Source organism: Rhodococcus sp. PSBB066, assembly GCF_017068255.1.
Taxonomy (GTDB): Bacteria; Actinomycetota; Actinomycetes; order Mycobacteriales; family Mycobacteriaceae; genus Rhodococcus; species Rhodococcus aetherivorans.
This window is the reverse complement of sequence record NZ_CP070859.1, coordinates 1522063-1546103: the sequence shown is the minus strand read 5'-3', so window position 1 is coordinate 1546103 and position 24041 is coordinate 1522063. Positions and strand designations below refer to the sequence as shown.

Sequence of the window (24041 nt, the reverse complement as noted above, 5' to 3'; positions counted from 1 at the left end):
TCAGGCCTCGGCCTGCGCATAGATCGGCAGCAGGACCGTTGCGGCATCCGCCAGCATCTTCTGGTCGACGAGCAGATGCTGTGTCGCCACGTTCATGTCGCGGACGAAACGGCCCAGCGTGCTCGTCGAGGCGATACTCGCACTGCCGCCCCACCGATGAGCGAATGTCACGACGTCCGCGCAGACTTCGTGCACCCACGCGAGCATCTGCTGGGCGCGCGCGGTGTGTTCGGGCGTGATCGGTCGGCCGGAGTTCACGGCATCCTCGGCCGACCGGACGACGTCGTAGCAGTACAGTCGCGCGGCCTGCAGTTCGGCTTCCTTACGACCGAAGTCGATCCGGAAGATCTCGGACTCCCCCACCGGCACCGAGTAGGTGGGGCGGACCTTTCCGGCGGTCAGGGATGCCACCAGTTCCAGCGCACGCGAAGCGATTCCGAGCGCGATGGGGGCGTGCGGAAGACCGCCGGCGAACTCGTTGGTCAGTCTGTACATCGTTTCCGAGCGGGTCGGCGTGCCACCGAATGTCGGGGTGGTGTGCTCGGCGGGGACGAACTTCTCGGTGATCGTGTAGTCGTGGCTGCCCGTTCCGGCGAGTCCCCAGACTTCCCAGTTCTTGTGGAACTCCGCTTCGCTCCTGGGAAGCAGGGCGATACGGGCCTGCGGCTGCCCGTTCTCGCCGAGGATCGGGTTCCCCTGCTCGTCTGCGACGAAGAAGCCGGCGCCGACCCACGTCGCGTGGTCGGAGCCGCTCGCGAACGAGTAACGGCCGTCGATGATGTAGCCACCCTCGACCTGGATGCCAGGGTACCGGGGAAGGAGCTGGCCGGCCACGATGAACGGCTCGTCGCGGCTCAGAAGGTCTTTCGCGACATCCGGGGCCAGATATCCGATGACACCGGCGGTGCCCCACTCGCTGGCCATCCACGCCCATCCGGTCGAGGCGTCGGACTTCGCGACTTCTTCGAAGACCCGCATGCCCTCGCTGGGCAGCAGCCCTCCGCCGCCGAGCTCTTCCGGGACCAGCATTCCGTGGAGGCCCTGTTCGACGAAAGCGTCGGCAACCGGCTTCGTGAGGGTGCGCTCGCGCTCGATGGCGGCAGCTTCCTGCCTGATGAGAGGTGCGATGGAACGCGCGCGCTGGAGGTAGTCGGCTTCGCGGGCGCTACTGGCGACCGTCTCCGGGCTCAGCGTCTCGGTCATGTTCATGCCTTTCGTGCGGAGGTGATCCGGCGGCGTGCCCCACCATTCGAGTGTCTTCCACGCAACCGGCGTTCTTGGTCCCTACGGAGCCCCCGAAGCAGATTCACGAAGCGCTCCGGTGTGATCAACCTAACATAGTTACCGCTAATGTCAAGGTACTAATTCCCAGGTAGACGCATTTCCTAGTTGTACGTGCGCATAACCGATACTCACATCGCAGCGAGTTCGGCGCGCAAGGAGTCGCGCCCTGGAAACAGTGATCCTTCGAGAGGGGATTCGTACGGGCCCGGCGCCCCGGGTAGCCGGTACGGTTGTGAACCGTAACTCTAGGGATTCACCGCGTCAATACCGCCTCCTACTGGCATGCATGCCCGTACTGTTAGTAACGACTAAGGTACGAACGATCTCGCGACAGAGTCCTCACACAGATTCGATCATCGCAACATTCGGCCACAAGTCCACAACAGCGACTAACTAAAGACCCAGATATCCCTAGTGGACGTGCCATTGACTCTCGCGCATCGCCATAGTTACGATTAACACCACGTCAGGACAGAGTGCATCCGGAACCCGAGAGCGCTCGCCGCTCCGCGACACCACGGGTCACCTTCGATGAAAACGACTCCTCTCGAGCACCTTTCGTGAATCCCTCAAGATTCCTGACCGCCCGAACCACTACTTCGTCCCACGACCGGAAGGACGCGATATGAGCCCGGCAATCCCCCCGGATCCCGCACTCGACCGCGATACCGTGCGCACAGCCGTCGCCGCAGGCAACATCCCGTGCCTGCTCCCCGTCCTCTATCAATTGACCGGCGAGGAGAAATGGCTCTCGGCCCCGTATGTTCCGACACCCACCAAGGGGTACGAGGAACACAACGACGGCGGTCTCGACCCGCAGATCCAGGCCGAGATCCGTGAAGCTGCGACCGACGCCGTGCTGGACTGGTGCAACGGCAAGCCGATCGCGCACCCCGCACCGACCGGCACGGAACTCGCCCGGTTGATGAGCACGGTCATGGGTGAGCCCGTCTCCGAACGCTACTCCCCGATGATCGCCGAGCAGCTCGGTTTCGCCCCCTACACGCCCACCGACGTCGGTGAGAAGATCCGCTCCGACCGACAGGATTTCGGTGTCGTCGTCGTGGGAGCCGGCATCTCCGGCCTGACCTGCGCGATCAACCTGGAGAAGGCCGGTATTCCGTACACCGTCCTGGAACGGAACGACCGTCTCGGCGGCACCTGGTGGGAGAACCGCTATCCCGGGGCACGGGTGGACATCCCCAGCGACCTCTACTCGTTCTCCTTCCGTCCGAAGAACTGGTCCGAGCACTTCGCCCGCCGCGACGAGATCTTCGACTACGTCTCGGACGTGGCCGCCGAGTACGGCATCACCGATCGGATCCGGTTCGGCCATTCGGTCGACACGGCCACATGGGACGAGAGCGAACAACTCTGGGTCCTGTCGGTCACCGGTCCCGACGGTGAGAAGCAGGAACTGCGCGCGAGCGCGCTGGTGACGGCAGCCGGGCTGCACAGCACTCCGAACGTTCCGGATTTCGCGGGGGCTGCGGACTTCCGCGGCGAGATCGTCCACTCCGCACAGTGGCCGGAGGACCTCGACCTGCGCGGCAAGCGCGTCGCGGTGGTCGGCAGCGGTGCCAGTGCGATGCAGTTGGTGGTGGCGATCTCCGACCAGGTCGAGAACATGGTCGTCCTGCAGCGTCAGCCGCAGTGGATCGCCCCGAACGAGAACTACTTCCGGCAGACCGACGACAGCAAGAACTGGTTGTTCGACCACATCCCCTTCTACCGGGGCTGGTACCGCTTCCGGCTGTACTGGCTCTACACCGAGCGAACCTACGCCGCACTGCCGGTCGATCCGGAGCGCGAGACGAAGGGCAAGCTCGTCAGCTCCCTCAACGACGCCTACCGCGCCTATCTCACCGCCTATCTCGACAACCAGACCGCAGGCGACGAGGAGTTGCGCCGCAAGACCCTTCCCGACTATCCGCCCTTCGGCAAGCGCCTTCTCATCGACAACGGCTGGTTCACCACCCTGCGCAAGCCGCATGTCGAACTGCTCACCGACAGCGTCGCGCGGCTCACCCCGACCGGACTCGTCACGGCGGACGGGGAGGAACGCGACATCGACATCCTCATCCTGTGCACGGGATTCCAGCAGCAGCGGTTCCTGTTCCCCATGGACATCCGCGGACGCGAGGGCACCTCGCTGCGCGAGATGTGGGACGACGACAACGGGCGCGCCTATCTCGGTATCACCACCCCGGGATTCCCGAATCTGTTCTTCCTGTACGGGCCGAACACGAATCCGCCTGGCGGCAGCTACATCACGATCGCCGAGGCCCAGGTGCGCTACGTCGTCGAGGCGATCGGCCGGCTCGTGTCCGAGGATCTGGCGGCGCTGGAATGCAAGCCCGAACCGTACGAGCGGTACAACGCCGAACTCGACGAGGCGAACTCGACGATGGTCTATGCGATGGACGGCGTGACGAGCTACTACCGCAACTCCCGCGGCCGGGTCGTCACCAACTCCCCGTGGCCGGTGGCCGACTACTGGGCCCGCACCGAGCGTCCCGATCCGGCGGACTTCACGGCGACGAAGCGCCGCATCGGCTGAACTGCTCCGACCACACGAACGGGCCGGATTCCCTCTGGGAATCCGGCCCGTTCCGTTCGAGCGACGGTAGGTGTTCTCAGCCGGCGGAGACGAACAGCTCCGACTGCAGATCGGTCTCGTCGAGGCAGACCGTCTCTCCCTCGTTGCGCGCCTTCAACTCCCCGTCACGGATTTCACCGACGTAGTAGCAGGTCGGATAGGTCCGAGCGGTTCCCGAATAGGTCAGCGGCGGTGCCAGTCCGTCCAGGGTCTCCCCGTCCAGCTCGCGCAGTCCCCGCGTGACGTCGGCGCCGGTCGAGTCCGAGGTGAGCTGTACCTGCTCGGCGGCCGCCTCGAACAGCTTGCCTGCGATCCACTGGTCGAAGGCGACGGCCGAGAACTGTTCGGATTCGGTGAGATCGTCGTAGTGGGAGTCGAGGATCTCGTGCGCCTCCCCCACGGCGGGAACCGACGGATCGAAGTACGGGGCGTTGGACTGGGTGAACAGCACACCGTCCGTCGCCGAGGACTGCACGAACTCGTTACCGAGTGCCCCTGCGGAGGTGTAGAACTGGGGCTTGTAGCCGATCTTGTGGCAGTCCTCCGCGATCCGCACGTCCACGCTGGCGATGTGGGCGAGGAAGATGCCGTCGACACCTTCGTTCTTCATGGTCTGGCATACGGCCGTGTAGTTCGGTGCGGCGGCCGCGGCCTTGACGGACAGGTATTCGAGATCGAGGTCCGCCGCGGACTTCGCCGCCAGCGCATCGGAGTCCGCGCACACCGGGGATTCCGAGCAGTACACGACACCGAACTTGGAGGTCCCATCCTCCTTTGCCAGTTTCACCAGACCGTAGGTGATCACCGGATTCGGCGACCCGGCGATGTAGAAGTCGTCACTGACGAGGAAGGTGCCGTCGGAGGGCACACCCCCGACCACCGGAATACCCTTCTCCTCCACGTACTGGCGCCACGACCCGGTCGTTCCCGTGATGGGTCCGACGATCGCGACCGCGCCTTCCTCCTCGACGAGGCTCTTGACGGCGGCGAGCGCCTTCGACGGTTCCTGCCCGATGTCCTTGACGACGATCTTCACGGGATGACCGTTGATGCCGCCCGAAGCGTTGACGCTGTCTGCCCACGCCTGGGCGACGTCGTCCACGCGCCCGTGGGTCGGCGCGGACACACCGGAACAGCCACACACCGTTCCCACGACGATCGGTGGCCCGGTCAGCTCGGGCGCCGCGGCGGGTTCGCTCTCCTGCGCTCCCGAACAGCCCGCCAGGACGAGCATGCTCAGGGCGGCCGCGCTCACGACGCACCTTCGGATCGTGTTCTTCACAAGGGCTCCTCTGCTGGAAAGAGTTGGTACGTTGTCGTCTTCCGCACCGGTCGAGGCGGAAGGAGAATCCGGTCAGGCCGTTGCCACGTCGATGCCGAGATAGCGACTCGTCAGTTCGTCCTCGTCGAGGGCGGACGGCTCGAGTGCTTCCGACAACCGTCCGCGATCGAGCAGGTGCACCACGTCGGCGCCGGCGAGTGCCCGTCCGACATACTGCTCGACGAGCAGAACGGACTTCCCCGCCTTCCGGAGCACGGCCAGTGCCGCGAAGATCTGGTCGACGACCAGAGGCGCCAATCCCATCGACACCTCGTCGAGTACGACGATCGAACTGCGCGGGACGAATGCGCGGGCCAAGGCGACCATCTGCTGCTGGCCACCGGACAGACTTCCGGCCTTGGCGTTCAGGCGCCGGCCGATCTCGGGGAAGACCTCCAGGGCCAGGTCGTAGTGATCGCTCAGGGGACCGTCGACGGCGAGGAGCAGGTTCTCCCGCACCGTCAGGCCGGGGAAGACACCGCGACCTTCGGGGATCACGCAGATCCCGGCCGCGGCACGCTTCGTCGCTCCCTGGCCGGTGATATCGACCCCGTCGAGCCGGATCGACCCGGACATCGGGGCCAACAAACCACCGATGGTTTTCAGCAGGGTCGTCTTGCCGGCACCGTTCGGCCCGAGCAGGGCGACGACGGACCCGGGTGCGACGGTCAGGTTCACCTCGCGCAGCACGGTCGTGCGGCCGTATCCCGCTGTCAGTGCGGATGTTTCCAGCGCCGATGTCGTCACTTGATCTCCTCCAGTTCGGCCGCGGCGACAGCGCCGGCGGTGTCCTCCTCGGTGCCCAGATAGGCCGCCTGCACGACGCTCGACCGCCGGGCCTCGGCCGGAGTTCCCTCGAAGATGATCCGGCCGAATTCGAGGACGTAGACCTCGTCGCAGATGCCGAACACCAGGGAGACGTCGTGCTCGACGAGGATCACGCCGATGCCGCGTTCATCGGCGACCTTCCAGATCAGTTCGCCGAGGCGGGCGGACTCGTTGTGGTCGAGACCGGCCGACGGCTCGTCCAGGAGCAACACCGGATATCCGCCGGCGAGGCAGCGGGCGACCTCGACGATGCGCCGGATACCGGTGGGCAGGCTCATGACGTGCCGGTCGGCCATCTCCTCGAGTCCGCACGCGACGAGCGCGGCATCGGTGGCGGCGTCGATCCGTTCACGTTCGGACGGCGACGAGTGCAGGTGAGTGCGCGGATCGAGTCGTACGGTGCGGCCTTCCGCACCCGCCGCGACGTTCTCCCGGACCGTCATCGACTCGAACAGTTCGGCCGTCTGGAAGGTGCGGCCGATCCCGGCCCGTGCGCGGGCCGATGGGCTCTTGCGTCCGAGATCCGCGCCACCGAGGGTCACCGAACCCGAGGACGGATCGACCAACCCGGTCACGGCGTTGAACATCGTGGATTTACCGGCACCGTTCGGACCGATGAGCCCGGTGATCCGCCCCGGACGGCACACGATGCGGGCACCGTCGAGTGCTTTGACCCCGCCGAAGACGACGTCGATGTCCTTCGCTTCGAGGACCACACCGTCGGTGGCGACTTCCGGGAGTACAGGGCTCTCGGACGACTCGCTCCGCTCGGCGGCGCGCTCGGGCGACGCGCTCCGCTCGTCCGTCGGGCGGCGGAACCACCGGTCGATCGACTCCGTCACCGCGCGGGGCAGGCCGATCGGGGGGAGCAGGACGAGGCCGATGGCGCTGAGGCCGAAGAGCAACTGGAGGTAGGTGCCCACCTCGGTGCTCGGGAAGTAGCTGGGGACCAGCGTGTAGGCGGCGGCTGCGACGATGCCGTTCCACGGGGTCGCAGGGCCGTTGAGCACGATGATGACGAACACCGTCAGCGACACGATGGGGGCGTAGCTGTCCGCCGAGATCGTCTGCTGGGCCGCCCCGGCGAGAGCACCACCGATCGCGGCGAGGAAGGCGGCGGCGCAAAAGACGAGGACGCGGGTCACCGCAGCCGGAACACCGCTGGCCTCCACCGCTTTCGGCGACTGCTTGATGTAGGTCAGCAGGCGTCCGAGCCGGCCTCGCTCGAGCACCGCCACCGCGAGCACGGCCACCGCGACGATCGCCAGGACGAGATAGAAGTACCCGGTGTCCGAGGTGAAGTCGACCAGCGGGGTGACCGGCCGACGGACCTCGAGTCCCGACGACGCGGCGCCGAACATGAAGTCCTGGGTGTAGAACATCTGCTGCAGGAAGATGCCGAACCCGAAGGTCGCGATGGCCAGGTACAGGCCGCCGAGCCGGATCGCCGGCACCGCCAGCACCAGGCCTATCGGTACCGCGACCACCCCGGCGAGGACGAGGGCGAGCGGCCAGCTGAGACCGGCACCCTGCAGCAGATGGGAGAACGTCACCGCACCGATGGCCATGAACGCGATTTGTGCGAGAGAGACCTGTCCGGAGGTGTGGACGAGCAGCGACAGTGACAGGAAGACCAGGACCATCGCCAATGCCACGGTCCAGTCCACCAGGTGGATGCCTGCGAAGGCCGGCACGGTCGCCAGGAAGACAAGCACGACGACGCCGGCGGTCACCTGGAGCCGGAGCGAGGCACGCCAGGCCGGTCGCGGGTGCACCCGGACCGCGGTTCGGTCGGCCAGATACTTCTTCGGGAAGAACAACAGGACGACGAAGAGCACGGCGAACGGGAGTGCGGCCGGCAGGGAGGCGAGGATGCCGTCGGTCAGCCAGCGTGTCGCCAGGGACGCGAGTACGCCGACGACGAGTCCACCGGCGAAGGTGCCCGGAAGATTGCTGAATCCCCCGATCGCCGCGGCGGCGTAGGCCGCGACGACCAGCAAGGTCAGCTGGACGGGGTCGAGCGGCATGATCGGGGCGAGCAGGACGCCGGACAGCGACGCCATCACGGTGCCGAGCATCCACGCCCAGCGGCGGACCCGGGTGGCGCTGCGCCCGACCAGTTCGAGCAGGTCGGGGTTCTGCACCACGGCCTTCATGGCGATGCCGGTACGGGTCCAGCGCAGGAAGGCCCACAGTCCCGCCGTCGCCAGCGCTGCGATCACGAAGGTTGCGATGTCCTCGAACTGCACGAAGGTGCCGCCGACCTCGATGCTGCCCTCGGGCAGGAAGGGCGGTACCCGCCGGACCTTCTGGGAGCCGAAGATCAGCTCCACGCCGGCCTGGACGACGAGCAGGATGCCGACCACTCCGGCCACCTGCAGCGTCAGGGCTGCGCCCTGTAGTCGGCGGGCGAGGAATTCGAGGAGCACCCCGGCGGCGGGTCCGATGACGAACACCGTGATCGCCGCCGCGACGAGCCAGGGGAGTTCCCACAGCACCTCGAGCACGTAGAACGAATAGGCGGCGAGGGCGGCCAACGCGCCGTGGCCGATGTTGAACACGCCGGACGTCTTGTAGGTCAGGACGAGTCCGACCGCGGCGAGACCGTATACCGAGCCCGCTACCAAACCGATGATCAGAAAAGGAAAAATGTCCACTCTTGCACTCCTCGAGCAAGGACACGTGCTGCTGAGCGGGCCACCGAGCGCGCCTTGCGTTCGGACCATGCATCGACTGCACGCTGAGAGACCGCGCGATATGCGCTGGATCACATATCTACCCGACCGTGCCGGGAACCGCAACGGAACACGCGATCTCCGCGAATTCCGATTACGTTGCGGTACTGCATGTTCGGGTACGACTGCACGACGAACAGCCGGTGACCCGTCGCGTGGGGAACGCGACGGGCACCGGCCGATGGGCGACGGGGATCAATTCACGTTGCGGCCGTGTCCCTCCCAGTACGGCGCACGGAGTTCGCGTTTGAGGATCTTTCCGACCGCGCTGCGCGGCAGGGTGTCCGCGAAGACCACCGAGACAGGGCATTTGAACCGGGCGAGATGCGCGCGGCAGTGGTCGAGCACGAGGTCCTCGGTGAGCTCGGCACCGTCGGCGGCGACCACCACGGCCACCGGACTCTCTCCCCACCGTTCGCTGGGGACACCGATGACGGCGACATCGGCCACGCCTTTCAACCCGAACAGAACCTCTTCGATCTCCCGGGGATAGATGTTCTCCCCTCCCGAGATGATCATGTCCTTCACGCGATCGGAGATGTACAGGAAGCCGTCGTCGTCGAGATATCCGGCATCGCCGGTGCGGAGCCATCCGCCGTCGAGAACCGCACGGGTGGCGTCCTCGAGCTTCCAGTACCCGCTCATGAGTTGCGGCCCACGGACCGCCACCTCCCCCACCGTGCCGGTCGGGCACTCGTGACCGTCGCTCGAGACCACACGAATCTCCGAGCCGATGACGGCGCGTCCCGCGGAGGCGAGGACGCCCGGATCCGACCGAAGCGCACGATGATGGTCCTCAGGCGCGAGGATGGTTGCCACCGCGCAGCATTCGGTCATCCCGTAGGCCTGCGCGAAGTCACATCCGAAGACGTCCATGGCCTTTCTCAGCAGCTCTACCGCCATCGGCGCCGAGCCGTAGACCATCAGATCCAGAGCGGTGAAGTCGAGTTCCGCGACCACCGGATCGGTGATCATCTCCTGGATCATCGCGGGCGCCAGTGTCAGCAACCGGATGCGCAGCTCGGACATCGCCCGCAGTACGCTCGTCCGGTCGTACTCGCGTACGACGCGGATCGAGCAGCCCCCTGCCGTGTACGCGAGCACCTGAAGCGCGGCACCTGCGTGGAACAACGGCATCACGCACAGCGTGCGCTTGCGATTCGCGTCGAGCGCAAGCTGGATCTGCAGAGCATTGATGCACGCAGCGCGGTGGGACACCATGGCACCCTTGGGTTTACCGGTGGTCCCGCTCGTGTACATCTGGTGGTACACCGCGTCCTCCGGGACGTCGCGGTCCACAGCACTCGTCCCGCAGGAGAGCACGTCGCCGGAGAATCCCAACACGGCCTCGCCTCCGCCGCGGAGAATCGACACCGTCGTCTCGGCCGGGACCACATCGGTGAAGGCCTCGGCGTAGTCCTCGTGGACGACAGCGAGCGCACATCCGGCGTCCTCGACGATGTACGTCCATTCGGCCGGCGCCAACCGGAAGTTGAGAGGGACCGGGACGACACCCGCCCGTGAGGCACCGAAGTAGAGCGCGATCATCTCGAGCGAATTGCGGTCGAGGACGGCGAATCGGTCGCCGGGTTCCAGGTTGTCGGCCAGCCAGTTCCCGACCCGATGCGTCCACTGCTGCATCTCCCGCCAGGTCAGGGTCCGGATTCCGTCGTCGACGTAGATCTCGTCCGGGAATCGTCGTGCCCAGTGGTCGAGCAGGTCGTGCACGCGCATGGATGTCATCCTCGAGTGTTGCGGTCGGAAGGTAGCGGGGTGCCGATCGGACCGTCAGCCCGGAAGACCGCCGCGCAGGGCCACGGAGATCTGGTCTCGTACATCGTCATCGGTGAAGCGCACTACTGCCGAGACGATCTCGCCTTCGTTCACACCGGATCGGTAGGTTGCTGCGAGCATCTCGGCCACCTCGCTCCGGCGTCGCCGCAGGGTCGCCGCGTCACCTTCGCTGCCCTCGACGGGATCCAGGCCCAACGCAACGGCGAGTTCCTCGGTGCGGTCGAGGCTGCGCGCGAGCCCGTCCGGATCCCACGCCAGGCGTGCGACGAGATTGTCGAGTGCCTCGACCACACCTGCGAGTTCCAATCGGGCGGTACCACCGGTGACATCCGGTGCGACCCGCTCGACGAGCGTGTCCCTGATCGTGCGCAGCACCTGCTGCGGATCGGTGGAGTAGACGGTCATCTCAATGTCCCCATTCCCCGTCGCGCAGCATCTGCCCGAGCCAGCCGAGGCTGTAGTAGACGCTGTGCGCCATGTTCGCGTACCGCAACTCGTCACGTTCTCCGCGCGAGTAGATGTCGACGGCCTGCAGGCATCCGACGGCGGTCTTCACCAGCGACTGGACCGTCCACCACGTCAGGGTGTCCGGACGTGGACGCCAACCGCCGGCCGCCTCGTATTCGTCGAGGAACGGCTCGATCTCGATGAGCTTGCACAACAACGGGGAACGCCCGCGGGAGGTCCGTTGCGCGAACCACGCGATGTCGGCGGTCGGGTCCGAGAAGTGCGCGGTCTCCCAGTCGAGGACACCGGTGATCGTGTCGTCCTCGACCACGAGATTGCCGATCCGGAAGTCGTTGTGCACAAGCGCCACCCGACCTGAGACCGCATCGCGCCGATGGTCCAGCCATGCGAACGCGAGATCGAGGATCGGGATCGGGATGTCGACGACGTCCCGATAGACCCGGTGCCACTTGTCGTTCTCGTGCTTACCGGTGTCCGCCTGTTCCGGAACCGGACCGAGCGCGGTCAGGTTCAGACCGTGTGGGTCGGCGGCGTGCAGGCGTGCCATGTCCCGGGCGACGTCCAGCCCGAGCCTCCACCGGGTCTCCTTGTCAGGAACGACACGGGAGACTGTGTTCGGCATCGGGATCAGGCCCTCGACCTTCTCCATCGCGAACCATCCGCGGCCGGTCTCGGGCACCGAGTAGGCGATCACCTGCGGAACGCGCATCCCGATGCCGGCTGCGGCCTCGAGAAGCGCGACCTCACGAGCGACGTCGTAATCGCCGACGATGCCGCTGATCGGCTGGCGCTTGACCGCGTAGGTCGCGGTCGAATCGCCGGTGCCCGCCGTCCACGTCGCGGTGACGAGATAGGTCTCCCACGAGTTCCCCTCGCCGCGCAGGTCCACGTCGGTGAGGGTCAGCGAGCCGCCCGCACCGACGGCACGGTCGAGCTCGGCGGTGAGTTCGTCGAGGAATTCGTTACGCATGCCGGTCACCTCGGTATCGATGTCCGTGACGCTCATCAGAACACCGCCGCCGTGGGTCCGCCGCCGTCGACGACGAGACGCTGACCGGTGACGTACCCGGAATCGGGTGACACCAGGAAGGCCACGGCACCGGCGACGTCCTCCGGACGGCACACCCGGCCGAACGGGGACGACGCGTCGAGTTCGGCGATGTCGGTGCCGCGCGACGCGGAGACGAGTCGTCGTCCCATCTCGGTGGCGATGAGGCCGGGCGCGACGATGTTCGCGTGGATGCCGTTCGGACGTTCCTCCTGGGCGAGGGTCCGGACGCAGGTCTCCATGGCCGATTTCGCCATCGTGTACGGCGCCGAGTTCGGTGGCGCGGAGGCGGTGGTGGTGCTCGAGATCATCACGATGTCCCCGCGGCCGCCCGGCTCGGACGCGACCTTCCGCATTCCCGGCAGGACGAGCTGGATCAGGCGGATCGGGCCGAGCGCGTGGACGTTCAGCAGCTGTTCGAACTCCGCGCGGGTGGTGGTGGCCACATCGAATCCCCGGCTGGCCGAACCTGCGTTGTTGACCAGCAGGTCGACCGCGCCCAGGTCGTTACCGATCGATTCGACCATCGCCGCGACGGCGGTTTCGTCGTCGATCGAGGCCCGGTAGGCGCGGGCCGTGCCGCCGGCGGCGACGATCTCACCGACCACTTCGTCGGCGGCATCGGCCTCACGGCGGTAGTTGACGGCGACGGCCGCGCCGTCGCGGGCGAGCCGCAGGGCCACGGACCGTCCGAGGCCTCGCGAGCTCCCGGTGACGAGAGCGACACGTCCTGCGAGCGGCCCGGTCATCGTGCCACCACCCTTCGACCCACCAGATCCTTCATCACTTCGTTCGCTCCTCCGTAGATCCGCTGGATACGCGCGTCACGCCAGATCCGGGCGATCGGGTATTCCTCCATGTAGCCGTAGCCGCCGAACAGTTGCAGGCACCGGTCGACGACGTCCCACTGCAGTTCGGTCGCCTTGTACTTGGCTCCGGCCGCATCGTCCGCGGTCAGTTCGCCCTCGTTCAGCGCGAGCACACACTTGTCGACGTAGTGCTGCATCACCTGGACATCCGTGTGCATCTCGGCGATCGCCATCCGGACGGACTGGAGTTCGGACAGTGGAGCGCCGAACGCGACCCGGTCGCGCACGTGATCGAGGGCCAGGCTCAGTGCGTGCGCGGCCGACGCGACGCCCGAGACGGCGATCGAGAGGCGTTCTCGCGGGAGGTTCGCCACCGCCGAGCCGAATCCGCGTCCCGGTTCGCCGACGATGTTCGAGACCGGGACCCGGCAGTCGGTGAAGACCAGTTCAGCGGTGTCCTGGGCCTTGCGCCCAATCTTGTGCATCGGCCGGCCACGTTCGAAGCCGGGGGTTCCGGCTTCGACGGCGACGAACGACGTCCCGCGGCCGTCGCGTTCGCCGGTGCGCACCAGCACGATCGCCAGGTCGCAGGTCGCCCCGCTCGTGATGAACGTCTTCGTGCCGTTGATGACGAGTTCGTCGCCGTCCCGCCGTGCGGTGGTGCGGATGGATGCCAGGTCGGATCCGGCCCCGGGTTCGGTCATGCCGAGGGCGGTGACGCAGTCGCCGCTGGTGAACTTCGGAAGCCAACGTGCCTTCTGGGCGTCGGTCGTCAGGTCCCTCAGGTACGGCACGATGATGTCGTTCTGCATGCTGAAGGTGTCGCCGGCCATTCCGGACGCGACGACCTCCTCCGTCATGACGGCGTTGTACCGGAAGTCGCTGATGCCCAGACCACCGTATGCGGTGTCGAATTCGAAGCCGAGGAATCCCGACTTCGCGGCCGCGCTGATGAAGGCACGGTCGACCGTCCCGTCACGTTCCCAGTCCTCGACGTAGGGCACTGCCTCACGGTCCAGGAAGGACCGGAAGGCGGACCGGAAGGCCTCGTGCTCGTCGGTGTAGATGTCCCTGCGCACCGGTCAGCCCTCCGTCAGCGACGCCGGGGGCGTGAATCGGGGACCGTACTTGTCGGCCAGTTCCTGCGCGCGCCGCACGAACGCCGCGGTGCCGCCGGGGTAACCCGCGATGAACTGGCTGGTGCCGCCGGTCCACGTGGGGAATCCGATGCCGAGCAAAGATCCGACGTTGGCGTCGGCGGTCGAGCGCAGGACGCCGTCGTCGTGGCAGCGCACCGTCTCGAGGACCTCGGCGAACAGCAGACGGTCCTTCAACTCGTCGAGGTCGGCGCGTTCACCGTTCACCGGGAAGCGCTCGGCGAGACCGGACCACAGCGCGCCGCGCTTGCCGTCCTTGTACTCGTAGAAGCCGGCACCCGCGACACGGCTCGGGCGACCGAGCTCCTCGACCATCGCGGTGAGCACCGCGTCGCCGGGATGCTCGGGCAAGGGTGTGCCCGCGGCCTCGGCGACCTCACGGAACTGGCTGCGGATCTTCAGCGGGAGTGCGGAGGTGACCTCGTCGAGCAGCGCGAGCGTACCGAGCCGGTAGCCCGCCTGCACCGACGCCTGCTCGATCGACTGTGGGTCGATACCCTCACCGACCATCGCGGCGGCCTCCGTGAGGCGCTGCAGGATCACACGGCTGGTGTAGAAGCCCCGACCGTCACCGACGACGATCGGCGTCTTGCCCAGTTGCCGCGCGATGTCGAACGCCTTCGCGAGGGTCGCGTCGCTGGTCTTCTCCCCCACGATGATCTCGAGCAGATCCATCCGCTCGACCGGCGAGAAGAAGTGCAGACCGATGAAGTCCTCGGGGCGGTCCACCCCGGCGGCGAGGTCCGTGATCGGCAGCGTCGAGGTGTTGGAACCGAGCACCGCGTCGGGCGCAACGACGCCCAGCACCTCACCGAAGACGGTCTTCTTGAGCGCCGGATCCTCGAACACGGCCTCGACCACCAGATCGGCACCGACGAGGTCGGCCGCATCGGCGACCGGCGTGATGAGTGCGAGGATCTCGTCGGCCGACTCCTGCGTACGGCGACCGGACTTCACCTGCTTGGCCAGGAAGCGACGCGCGTAGTCCTTGCCCTTTTCGGCGGCGGCGAGATCGACGTCCTTGAGACCCACCTTGATTCCGACGAGCGCACACGACAGTGCGATGCCCGCGCCCATCAGGCCGGCGCCGAGCACTGCCGCGTACGTGGCCTTGTGCGTCGGGTAGCCCTCGGGTCGGCTCGCGCCGGACGCGATGGCCTGCCGGTCGAAGAAGGTGCCCTGGATGATGTTCTTGGAGATCTGCCCGGTGGCGAGGCCGACGAAGTAGCGGGTCTCGATTGCGGACGCGACGTCGAAGCCGACCTGCGTGCTCTCGACCGCGGTGGCGAGGATCGCCTCGCGTGCCGGGTTGGGTGCGCCCTTCGCGGCGGCGCGCACTGCGGCGACACGAGCCGGGACCAGTGCCTCGACGGACGGTGAGTACGCGGTGCCGCCCGGGATGGGTGCCTTGCGATCCCACGGCTGGGTCGCGTCCGGATTCGCGGCGATCCAGGCGCGCGCGGCGGGGACGAGGTCGTCGGCCGAGTCGACGACCTCGTCGATCAGGCCGATCTCGAGCGCCTTGTCTGCGGTGAACGACGCGCCCGTCAGCAGCACCTTGTCGAGGGCGGGGCCGAGGCCGAGCAGCCGTACGGTGCGGACGATGCCTCCGCCGCCGGGCAGCAGTCCGAGGGTGACCTCGGGCAGGCCCACTCGAACGGACTTCGCGCGCACCGCGATCCGATGGTGGCACGCGAGGGCGATCTCGAGTCCGCCGCCGAGGGCAGCACCGGCGATCGCGGCGACGACCGGGACACCCGCGGTCTCGATACGGCGCAGCATGGCCTTCGCGCCGTCTGCGAACGCGGCGAGCTCACCGGCCTGCTCGGGGGTGGCAGCGTAGATGTCGTTGAGGTCGCCGCCCGCGAAGAACGTCTTCTTCGCCGAGGTCACGACGACGCCGGTGACGCCGTCCTTGTTCTCGGCGAGGCGGTCGAGCACCCGGTTCAGCGAGTCGGACCACGCGGCGTTCATCGTGTTGACGGACTGGTTCGGGTCGTCGAAGGTCAGGACGACGATGCCGTCGTCGCCCTGCTCCCACAGGATGGTGCCGATACGTTCCGTGCTGGTGGGTTCTGCAATCTGGGTCATCGTGTGCTCACAGCTTTCTGGAGGTCGCGGAGGAGAAGTATTCGGGCTCAGACGCGTTCGACGATCGTGGCGATACCCATGCCACCGCCGACGCACAGCGTCACGAGCGCACGGCGCTGGTCGCGGCGCTCGAGCTCGTCGATGACGGTCGAGATGAGCATCGCGCCGGTCGCTCCGAGCGGGTGCCCCATCGCGATCGCGCCACCGTTGACGTTGAGCTTCTCGTGCGGGATGTCGAGGTCCTTCATGAAACGCAGCGCGACCGAGCTGAACGCCTCGTTGATCTCGAACAGGTCGATGTCGTCGACGGTCAGCCCCGCGACCGCGAGTGCCTTGCGGGTGGCGGGTGTCGGTCCTGTGAGCATGATGGTCGCGTCCGAGCCGCTGACCGCGCCCGCGACGATCCGGGCCCGCGGGGTCAGGCCGAGGTCCTTGCCGACCTGCTCGTTGCCGAGCGCGACCAGTGCTGCACCGTCGACGATTCCGGACGAGTTTCCCCCGGTGTGCACGTGGTCGATGCGCTCGACCCAGTGGTACTTCTGCAGCGCCACGGCGTCGAAGCCGGCCGCGCCGATGCCGGCGAACGCCGGGGTGAGCCCGGCGAGCGTCTCGACCGTGGTACCGCGGCGCAGGTGCTCGTCGCGGTCGAGGACCGCGATGCCGTTCTTGTCGCGGACGGGGACCACCGAGCGGTCGAACCGGCCCTCGTCCCATGCCTGTGCGGCGCGGCGCTGCGATTCGGCGGCGAAGCTGTCGACGTCCTCACGGGTGAAGCCCTCGAGTGTCGCGATCAGGTCGGCGCCGATGCCCTGCGGGACGAAACCGGTCGTGAAGTTGGTCTCCGGGTCGTTGGCCCATGCGCCGCCGTCGCTGCCCATCGGCACGCGCGACATCGACTCGACGCCACCGGCGAGCATGAGCGACTCCCAACCCGATGCGACCTTCTGCGATGCGGTGTTGACCGCCTCGAGGCCGGATGCGCAGAAGCGGTTCATCTGCACGCCGGCGACGGTTTCGGGTAGGCCGGCATTGACCGCGGCGATGCGCGCGATGTCGGCGCCCTGGTCACGCAGCGGGCTCACGACGCCGAGCACGATGTCGTCGATGCGGGCGGGATCGAGCGACGGATTGCGCTCCTGGATCGCTTCGATCAGTCCGGTGATCAGGGACATCGGCTTGACGCCGTTGAGCGCGCCGTTGCGGCCCTTTCCGCGGGGGGTCCGGATCGCGTCGTACACGAAAACGTCGTGGGGCATGGAACTTCCTGTTCTGGGTGAGGTGGTTCAGCGAGATGCGGCAGCGGGCTCGGTCCAGTACACGGCGCGCAGACCCTTCTTGTAGAGCTTGCCCGTGGGCAGCCGCGGCATCTCGTCGATGAAGTCGAACGACTTGGGGCACTTGAACTTCGCGAGCTCGGAGCGGCAGAAGTCCGAAAGCTCGGACGCCAGTTCCGGGCCTGCGGCCGTCGGGTCCGCGGGCTGGATCACGGCTTTCACTGCTTCCCCGAAGTCGTCGTCGGGGACGCCGAAGACCGCGGCGTCGAGAACTTTCGGGTGGGTGACGAGCAGATTCTCGATCTCCTGCGGGTAGATGTTCACTCCACCGGAAATGATGACGAAGGCCTGGCGATCGGTGAGATACAGGAAACCGTCCTCGTCGAGGAAACCGATGTCGCCGATCTTCGACATCGTTCCGTCGGCACTGCGCGCGTCGGCGGTCTTCTCCGGGTCGTTGAAGTATTCGAAGGTGCTTCCCGTCCCCCGGAACCAGATGGTTCCCGGGACACCGGGCGGACATTCGTTGCCGTCGTCGTCGAGGATCACCGGTTCACCCATGTAGGGCCGGCCGACGGTTCCCTTGTGCTCGAGCCATTCTTGCGGGGTGCATCCGCACATGCCGTTCGCCTCGGTGCCGCCGTAGTACTCGTAGATGACGGGACCGAACCAGTCGAGCATCGCCTCCTTGACGGCGACCGGACACGGTGCCGCACCGTGCACGACGACCTCGAGCGAGGAGACGTCGTGGTTCCGCTCCTCCTCGGGGAGTTTGAGCATGCGCGAGAACATGGTGGGAACGACCATCGAGTGGGTGATGCGGTACTTCTCGACCAGCGCGAGATACTCGCGGGCGTCGAACTTCTCCATCACCACGATCGTCGCGCCGAGGCGGATTCCGATCGCCACCGAGGACTGCGGTCCGGAGTGGTAGAGAGGCGCTGGCGACAGGAATCGCATCCCTTCACGGAGGTGGAAGAGTCTGCGTCCGAAATCCTCGATGTCGAGGATCTGTCCCGGGTGCGCGTCGGGAAGGGATCGCTTGATCGCCTTCGGTCGTCCGGTGGTGCCGGACGAGTAGAACATCGGCGTGCCGAGTCGTTCGTTCTCCACGGGGGTGCCGTCGAATTCCGACACGGCATCGGCGTAGGACTCGAAGGGCGGCGGGACCGGCGACACGGCGTCCGCATCGACCAGCAGCCAGCTGCGCACGTTCGGACACAGGCCCGGAAGTTTCTGCGCTACCTCGAATTTCGCTGCGGTAGTGATCACCAACTGGGATCGAGAGTCTCCGATGATGTACGCGGCCTCGGCTGCGGAGAGGAAGGAGTTCACCGGGGTGTAGAACAGCCCGGTGCGTTCGGCCGCCGACATGGCGACGATCATGTCGGGATGGTTCTCCATGAACAGGGCGATGTGGTCGCCCGGCGCCAGTCCCTGCGCCCGGAACAACGCGGCGAGCCGGTTGGCCCGGGTGTCGAGATCCGCGTAGGTGACGATCTCGCCGCTGGAGGCCATGATGATCGCCGGGCGGTCGGGGTGCTCGACAGCGTGACGTCCTGGGTACATGACAGTGCTCCTCGATGACGATCCGGTACGGGCGGCTGCCGCGCCTACGGCCTGATCGGACGCAGGAACTCGGCGACCGCCCAGCCCCCATGACCCTCGGCGAGATCGACGGTCATCTGGGCCATCCGGACGGCACGGTCCTCGGTGCGCTGCGTGACCGGCACGAAGTGCCGGATCGATCCGTCGACGACGATCGTCGGCAGCCCCACTGCGGTGATGATCCCGACATGCCTTCCGTTGTAGGTGGATTCACCCGCGTAGTCGGTCAGGACCTTGTAGTCGGTGATCGGATGGGCGACATGGTCGGTGGTCATCACAGCACCCGCACTGACACGCACGCCCGAAGGCTCGTATTCACCGTACGCGCTGAAGGCAGTACCGTCGGCGAGCCATCCGGCGAGCCATTCACCCGTGTACGAGGCCCACTCCCGAGGTCCCCACGAGTGATCCCGGAATGACGTGACCTTGTCGAGCACCCAGGTTCGACTGCCCACCCGGATGGTTCCGGACAGGTGCCCGAACTGCTCGTAGTGATCACTGGCGATCGTCGAACTGCCCGGCGTGCAGTCGCCGTCGCCGTCGCCGTTGATGACGAACATGGGGCTCGTCGCCTCGTAGGTGAGCGAGATCTCGCACTCCTCCGACGGGGCGTTCTTCAGGGCGAGACGGCCCTGCTCGGCCATCATCGACGGATGGGCGACACGTGCGACGGTATTGCGGTAGGTGATCTCCGCCGTTCGCGTCGGCTCCTTGATCACGATCTCGAGTCCCTGGCCGGCGAATTCGTCGTTGGTCTCACAAGGCCGCCGGCCGGCCCGGAAGGCGATGGCTCCGCCGGGCAGGGTCAATTGCACCGAGGTCTCGCTGTACCCGAGGTTCGGCCTGTTGCCGATTCGGACCAGCCCACCGAGTTGCGAGACCGGGTCGACGAAGTTGAAATAGACGCTCTCGTTGAAATTGTGGATGCCGGCGAAGTCGTGAGTCCCCTCCGCGTCGGCCCCGTACTTGCATACGGTGAACGGGTCGGTGGTCATGGCACTCCTGGGTGATCCGTAGGGGTCAGAATCGTTCGGCGGGGGTGGGGTCGAGCGGCGGGAAGACCGCCGGCCGGCGTTCGAGGAACGACTGGATTCCTTCACGGGCGTCGGCGGAGTCGACTCTGCCGGCGTACGTGCGCGATTCGTCTGCTGCGGCCCGACCCGGATGCGAGTGCGACCACGCCGAGGCGAGAAGGCACTTGGACAACGCGACCGATGTCGGGGACGTGTCGCGCACGAACTGCTCTGCGTAGGAACGAGCTTCGGTCATCACCCGGTCGGCTGGAACCACCCGGGTGAGGAATCCGGCCTCGTACGCCTCCGCCGCGTCGAACACCCGACCGGACAGGATCCAGTCGGTGGCCCGTCCGATCCCGACGAGCCGGGGCAGGAACCACGAGGAGGCGCCCTCGGGAACCACGCCCCGGCGGGTGAAGACGAATCCGAACCGTGCTTCTTCACTTGCGATTCGAATGTCCATTGCCGCGGCGATGGTCGCACCTCCGCCGATCGCGTGGCCGTTGATCGCAGCGATCACCGGCTTCTGCATCTCGAAGATCCGCTCGCTGATCCGTCCGGCCGGCTCGCGGTAACCGGTGGGCGTGTGCCCGTCGACGTCCTCGACGAGGGCGCGCGTCAGGGTCTCGGGACCGTCGAGCGCGGCGCCGACCGAGAATGCCTCACCGGCACCGGTGACGATCACGGCGCGCACGTCGGGGTCGCGGTCGGCGCGATCGAGCGCGCGTAGCACGTCGACGAGCATGCGCACCCGCATCCCGTTGCGCCGTTCGGGTGCGTCCAGAGTCACCACCGCGACACCGCCCGAGACCTCGTAGGTCACGTCCTCGTAGTCGTCCACGGCGTGCTCCTGCATGCTAGGGGCCTCGGTCACAGCCCGCCGCCACACACGAGGACCTGGCCCGTGATGTAGCTCGATTCGGGGCTGCACAGCAGGTAGACGGCGCCGGCAGCTTCTTCGACGGTGCCGGCCCGGCCGAGCGCGATCTGCTTCGTCGCAGCCTCCATGACCGCGGGATCCACGCCGACCTTGATCTCCCGGCCCTCGACGTCGATCGTCTTCGACTCGGTGGTCACCGAAGTGAGTCGGGTGTTGATCACGCCGTAGGCGACCGCGTTGGAGGTGACGTTGTAGCGGCCCCATTCCTTGGCGATCGTCTTCGTCAGGCCGACCATGCCCGCCTTGGCGGAGGAGTAGTTGGCCTGGCCGGGATTACCGAGCAGCCCCGAGGTGGACGAGATGTTCACGACCTTGCGGCACGGAACGAAGCCTTCCTCGCGCTCGCGCTTGACGGCGGCGCTGATGACGGGCTGGGCGGCGCGCAGGATGCGGAACGGTGCCGTGAGGTGTACGTCGATGATGTCCGCCCACTGCTGGTCGGTCATCTTCTGGATCACGTTGTCCCAGGTGTACCCCGCGTTGTTGACGATGATGTCGATCCCACCGAAGTTGTCCACCGCAGTGGCGACGAAGCGGTCGGCGAACTCGGCGTCGGTGACGCTGCCGATGCACGCGACGGCCTGACCGCCGAGCGCCTCGATCTCTGCGACCACTTCCTTCGCCGGCTCGGCGTCGAGATCGTTGATCACCACCCGCGCCCCTTCGGACGCAAGCTTCACGGCGACGGCTCGACCGATACCGCGGCCCGAGCCGGAGACCAGCGCCACCTTGTCCTGAAGTTTCTGGCCGCTCACGTGTTCCTCCTGAGTGTTCGCGTCGAGCGCTCGACCTCCGGATACCGCGAGGTCGTCGCATTGAAGATCATGTGACTCCAGTCACTGGCGTGAATACTAACTTCAGCCTGTGTGTGGAGTCAATGGCAATTTTTACTGGCTTTATCCTCTTCTTGTTAATCGCGAGTATGTATGGTCTGCTCAAGTCTGAACTTCACAAGCCCACTTCGACCGAAAGGCGGACCCATGCGCAATGTCTGCATCAGCGGCGTCGGAATGATGCCGTTCACCAAACCCGGCAAAAGCGAAACCTACGACCGGATGGGAGCTGCGGCGGCGACCGCGGCACTGAAGGACGCCGGTCTCGAATACACCGATGTCCAACAGGCTTTCGTCGGGTACGTCTACGGCGACTCGACGTCGGGACAGAACGCCCTCTACGAGATCGGGATGACAGGCATCCCGATCGTCAACGTCAACAACAACTGCTCGACCGGATCGAGTGCACTCTGGCTCGCCCGCCAGGCCGTGGCCTCCGGAACCGCCGAATGCGTCCTCGCGCTCGGCTTCGAACAGATGCAACCGGGCGCACTCGCCAACGCGTACGGTGATCGCCCCAGCCCGACAGCGCGCGGCGAGAACATCGCCGTGTCGATGCCCGGAGGCGACGAGGTAGCGCCGATGGCCGCGAAGATGTTCGGCGGCGCAGGTGTCGCTTATATGGCCCGCTACGGGGTGTCGTCCGACATCTTCGGCCGCGTTTCGGTCAAGGCACGTTCGCACGCAGCGCGAAACCCGCTCGCGGTCTTCCGCGATCCGATCGACCTCGCCACCGTGATGTCCTCCAAGCAGATCTGGGGACCGCTCACTCTCCTGATGTGCTGCCCGCCCACCAACGGCGCCGCGGCAGCCATCGTGTGCAGCGAGGAGTTCGCTCGCGCACACGGACTGGATGCGAGCATCCGCATACGCGCCCAGTCGATGGTCACCGACCTCCCCGGCACCTTCGACACCACCGACATGATGCGCGTTGCCGGCTACGACATGACCGCCAAGGCCGCAGCAGAGGTCTACGAGCAGTCGGGCATCGACCCGCTGGACATCCCCGTCGTCGAACTGCACGACTGCTTCAGCACCAACGAGGTGATCACCTACGAGGGCCTCGGCCTGACTCCGGAAGGTACCGCCGAGAAGTTCATCCTCGACGGCGACAACACCTACGGTGGCCGCGTGGTCACCAACCCGTCGGGAGGCCTGCTGTCCAAGGGCCACCCCCTCGGCGCGACCGGTCTGGCCCAGTGCGCCGAACTGGTCTGGCAGCTCCGCGGGCAGGCAGGGGAACGCCAGGTCGACGGTGCCCGGATCGCACTGCAGCACAATCTGGGTCTCGGTGGCGCGTGCGTCGTCACCCTGTACGAGAAGGTGGCCTGATGTCTCTTGATCACGCAATCCTCGAGGTCGCGGTTCCCCCGACCATCGCCGATGTCGAACGCGGCCGGATCCGGCAGTTCGCCATCGCGATCGGCGAAGAGAATCCGATCTACCGCGACCGTGAGGCCGCGATCGTCGCGGGGCATCCGGACGTCCTCGCTCCCCCCACCTTCCTGTTCGGCCTCGAACTCGAGAACTCGAACGTCTTCGCCGACCTGGCGGCTCACGGAGTGGATCTCGGCAACGTCCTCCACGGCGAACAGCGGTTCCGTTACTTCGCCGATGTTCACGCCGGCGACCGCGTCACCTTCGAATCCGAATATGTCGACGCATACACCAAGGCAGGCGGCGCGCTCGACTTCCTCGTACGTCGCAGCACCGTGACCCGCGACGGAGCCGTCGTAGCAGAACTCGAGAGCGTCAGCGTCATCAAGAATCCCGGGGGTAAGAAATGACCTCGCCCACACCCACCGCAACCGACGTCGTGGCCGAACTGCGGCCCGGCGCCGTGACCCGCACGACGCTGGCACTGTTCGCCGGCGCGTCCGGCGACCACAATCCGATCCACATCGACATCGATTCCGCGCGCGCGTCCGGCATGGACGACGTCTTCGCACACGGAATGCTGTCGATGGCCTATCTGGGGCGCCTGCTCACCGACCGGTTCCCTCAGAGCAGCATCCGCGAACTGTCGACGCGGTTCACCGCGATCACACCCGTGCTCGCCGAACCCACCCTGACCGCCACGATCAAGGAAATCGTGACCGTCGACGGCGAACGACGTGCCGTGCTGGACCTCGACGCTGTTCTGGCGGACGGGACCAGGACGCTGGCCGGGACCGCAGTCGTGGCGTGGCCGGAGTCCGACGCCGGGGATGCGAAACTGGTCCCATGATCGAGCCCA

Annotated in this window: 19 protein-coding genes; 4 read left to right on the top strand and 15 right to left on the bottom strand. The window is 66.6% G+C overall.

The features are described from left to right. A complete protein-coding gene (locus JYA75_RS07230; RefSeq protein WP_203329827.1) occupies positions 1-1203 on the bottom strand; it encodes an acyl-CoA dehydrogenase family protein in 1203 nt (400 codons plus the stop codon). Between the two features lie 706 nt (positions 1204-1909). Between JYA75_RS07230 and JYA75_RS07225 the strand changes: the two genes are divergently transcribed. Beyond that, positions 1910-3844: an NAD(P)/FAD-dependent oxidoreductase gene (locus JYA75_RS07225; RefSeq protein ID WP_203329826.1), complete on the top strand. Its 1935-nt coding sequence runs from the start codon at positions 1910-1912 to the stop codon at positions 3842-3844. 76 nt (positions 3845-3920) lie between these two features. Here the strand turns inward: JYA75_RS07225 and JYA75_RS07220 are convergent, their stop codons facing one another. From JYA75_RS07220 to JYA75_RS07155, 14 genes are all read right to left on the bottom strand, one after another. Further along, positions 3921-5138, bottom strand: a complete 1218-nt coding sequence (locus tag JYA75_RS07220; RefSeq protein WP_203329825.1) for an ABC transporter substrate-binding protein — start codon at positions 5136-5138, stop codon at positions 3921-3923. 99 nt (positions 5139-5237) lie between these two features. Continuing rightward, positions 5238-5951 (bottom strand): ABC transporter ATP-binding protein, encoded by a 714-nt coding sequence (locus tag JYA75_RS07215; RefSeq protein ID WP_239010542.1) that lies wholly within the window; start codon positions 5949-5951, stop codon positions 5238-5240. Further along, positions 5948-8689: an ATP-binding cassette domain-containing protein gene (locus JYA75_RS07210; RefSeq protein ID WP_203329824.1), complete on the bottom strand. Its 2742-nt coding sequence runs from the start codon at positions 8687-8689 to the stop codon at positions 5948-5950. The genes JYA75_RS07215 and JYA75_RS07210 overlap by 4 nt, the downstream gene beginning before the upstream one ends. A gap of 273 nt (positions 8690-8962) precedes the next feature. Then, entirely contained in the window at positions 8963-10501 is a 1539-nt protein-coding gene (locus JYA75_RS07205; RefSeq protein ID WP_203329823.1) for a long-chain-fatty-acid--CoA ligase, read from the bottom strand. Positions 10502-10555: 54 nt separating this feature from the next. Further along, on the bottom strand, positions 10556-10966 hold the full coding sequence (locus JYA75_RS07200) for a hypothetical protein (RefSeq protein WP_203329822.1): 411 nt from the start codon (positions 10964-10966) through the stop codon (positions 10556-10558). A 1-nt stretch (position 10967) separates the two neighbouring features. Then, the gene (locus tag JYA75_RS07195) at positions 10968-12035 is read right to left on the bottom strand and encodes a phosphotransferase family protein (RefSeq protein WP_185713197.1); all 1068 of its coding nucleotides are present in this window, start codon (positions 12033-12035) and stop codon (positions 10968-10970) included. After that, on the bottom strand, positions 12035-12826 hold the full coding sequence (locus JYA75_RS07190) for an SDR family oxidoreductase (RefSeq protein ID WP_185713198.1): 792 nt from the start codon (positions 12824-12826) through the stop codon (positions 12035-12037). Before JYA75_RS07190 ends, JYA75_RS07195 begins: the two co-directional genes overlap by 1 nt. Then, positions 12823-13965: an acyl-CoA dehydrogenase family protein gene (locus tag JYA75_RS07185; RefSeq protein ID WP_185713199.1), complete on the bottom strand. Its 1143-nt coding sequence runs from the start codon at positions 13963-13965 to the stop codon at positions 12823-12825. The genes JYA75_RS07190 and JYA75_RS07185 overlap by 4 nt, the downstream gene beginning before the upstream one ends. Before the next feature lie 3 nt (positions 13966-13968). Beyond that, entirely contained in the window at positions 13969-16134 is a 2166-nt protein-coding gene (locus JYA75_RS07180; RefSeq protein WP_185713200.1) for a 3-hydroxyacyl-CoA dehydrogenase NAD-binding domain-containing protein, read from the bottom strand. Positions 16135-16181: 47 nt separating this feature from the next. Continuing rightward, positions 16182-17390, bottom strand: a complete 1209-nt coding sequence (locus tag JYA75_RS07175) for an acetyl-CoA C-acetyltransferase (protein ID WP_203329821.1) — start codon at positions 17388-17390, stop codon at positions 16182-16184. A 27-nt stretch (positions 17391-17417) separates the two neighbouring features. Beyond that, positions 17418-18977 carry an AMP-binding protein gene (locus JYA75_RS07170; protein WP_185713202.1) on the bottom strand — a complete coding sequence of 520 codons (1560 nt, stop codon included), beginning with the start codon at positions 18975-18977 and terminating at the stop codon, positions 17418-17420. 44 nt (positions 18978-19021) lie between these two features. Continuing rightward, on the bottom strand, positions 19022-20011 hold the full coding sequence (locus JYA75_RS07165; RefSeq protein ID WP_185713203.1) for a hypothetical protein: 990 nt from the start codon (positions 20009-20011) through the stop codon (positions 19022-19024). A 25-nt stretch (positions 20012-20036) separates the two neighbouring features. Further along, entirely contained in the window at positions 20037-20888 is an 852-nt protein-coding gene (locus JYA75_RS07160) for an enoyl-CoA hydratase-related protein (RefSeq protein ID WP_185713204.1), read from the bottom strand. 14 nt (positions 20889-20902) lie between these two features. Next, positions 20903-21727: an SDR family oxidoreductase gene (locus JYA75_RS07155; protein ID WP_185713205.1), complete on the bottom strand. Its 825-nt coding sequence runs from the start codon at positions 21725-21727 to the stop codon at positions 20903-20905. 225 nt (positions 21728-21952) lie between these two features. On the opposite strand from JYA75_RS07155, the gene JYA75_RS07150 reads away from it, so the two are divergent. Genes JYA75_RS07150 through JYA75_RS07140 form a run of 3 tightly spaced genes read left to right on the top strand, consistent with a single transcriptional unit; the run spans position 21953 to position 24032 of the window. Then, positions 21953-23137 (top strand): lipid-transfer protein, encoded by a 1185-nt coding sequence (locus tag JYA75_RS07150; protein WP_185713206.1) that lies wholly within the window; start codon positions 21953-21955, stop codon positions 23135-23137. Next, entirely contained in the window at positions 23137-23592 is a 456-nt protein-coding gene (locus JYA75_RS07145) for a MaoC family dehydratase N-terminal domain-containing protein (protein WP_185713207.1), read from the top strand. The genes JYA75_RS07150 and JYA75_RS07145 overlap by 1 nt, the downstream gene beginning before the upstream one ends. Next, the gene (locus tag JYA75_RS07140) at positions 23589-24032 is read left to right on the top strand and encodes a MaoC/PaaZ C-terminal domain-containing protein (protein WP_185713208.1); all 444 of its coding nucleotides are present in this window, start codon (positions 23589-23591) and stop codon (positions 24030-24032) included. The genes JYA75_RS07145 and JYA75_RS07140 overlap by 4 nt, the downstream gene beginning before the upstream one ends. Positions 24033-24041: the final 9 nt, after the last annotated feature.

Bases quoted from the DNA above. Each gene is read 5' to 3' on its own strand.
- JYA75_RS07230 (WP_203329827.1), bottom strand. From the start codon at position 1,203: ATGACCGAGACGCTGAGCCCGGAGACGGTCGCCAGTAGCGCCCGCGAA.
- JYA75_RS07225 (WP_203329826.1), top strand. From the start codon at position 1,910: ATGAGCCCGGCAATCCCCCCGGATCCCGCACTCGACCGCGATACCGTG.
- JYA75_RS07205 (WP_203329823.1), bottom strand. From the start codon at position 10,501: ATGCGCGTGCACGACCTGCTCGACCACTGGGCACGACGATTCCCGGAC.
- JYA75_RS07200 (WP_203329822.1), bottom strand. From the start codon at position 10,966: ATGACCGTCTACTCCACCGATCCGCAGCAGGTGCTGCGCACGATCAGG.
- JYA75_RS07195 (WP_185713197.1), bottom strand. From the start codon at position 12,035: ATGAGCGTCACGGACATCGATACCGAGGTGACCGGCATGCGTAACGAA.
- JYA75_RS07190 (WP_185713198.1), bottom strand. From the start codon at position 12,826: ATGACCGGGCCGCTCGCAGGACGTGTCGCTCTCGTCACCGGGAGCTCG.
- JYA75_RS07180 (WP_185713200.1), bottom strand. From the start codon at position 16,134: ATGACCCAGATTGCAGAACCCACCAGCACGGAACGTATCGGCACCATC.
- JYA75_RS07175 (WP_203329821.1), bottom strand. From the start codon at position 17,390: ATGCCCCACGACGTTTTCGTGTACGACGCGATCCGGACCCCCCGCGGA.
- JYA75_RS07170 (WP_185713202.1), bottom strand. From the start codon at position 18,977: ATGTACCCAGGACGTCACGCTGTCGAGCACCCCGACCGCCCGGCGATC.
- JYA75_RS07165 (WP_185713203.1), bottom strand. From the start codon at position 20,011: ATGACCACCGACCCGTTCACCGTATGCAAGTACGGGGCCGACGCGGAG.
- JYA75_RS07160 (WP_185713204.1), bottom strand. From the start codon at position 20,888: ATGCAGGAGCACGCCGTGGACGACTACGAGGACGTGACCTACGAGGTC.
- JYA75_RS07150 (WP_185713206.1), top strand. From the start codon at position 21,953: ATGCGCAATGTCTGCATCAGCGGCGTCGGAATGATGCCGTTCACCAAA.
- JYA75_RS07145 (WP_185713207.1), top strand. From the start codon at position 23,137: ATGTCTCTTGATCACGCAATCCTCGAGGTCGCGGTTCCCCCGACCATC.
- JYA75_RS07140 (WP_185713208.1), top strand. From the start codon at position 23,589: ATGACCTCGCCCACACCCACCGCAACCGACGTCGTGGCCGAACTGCGG.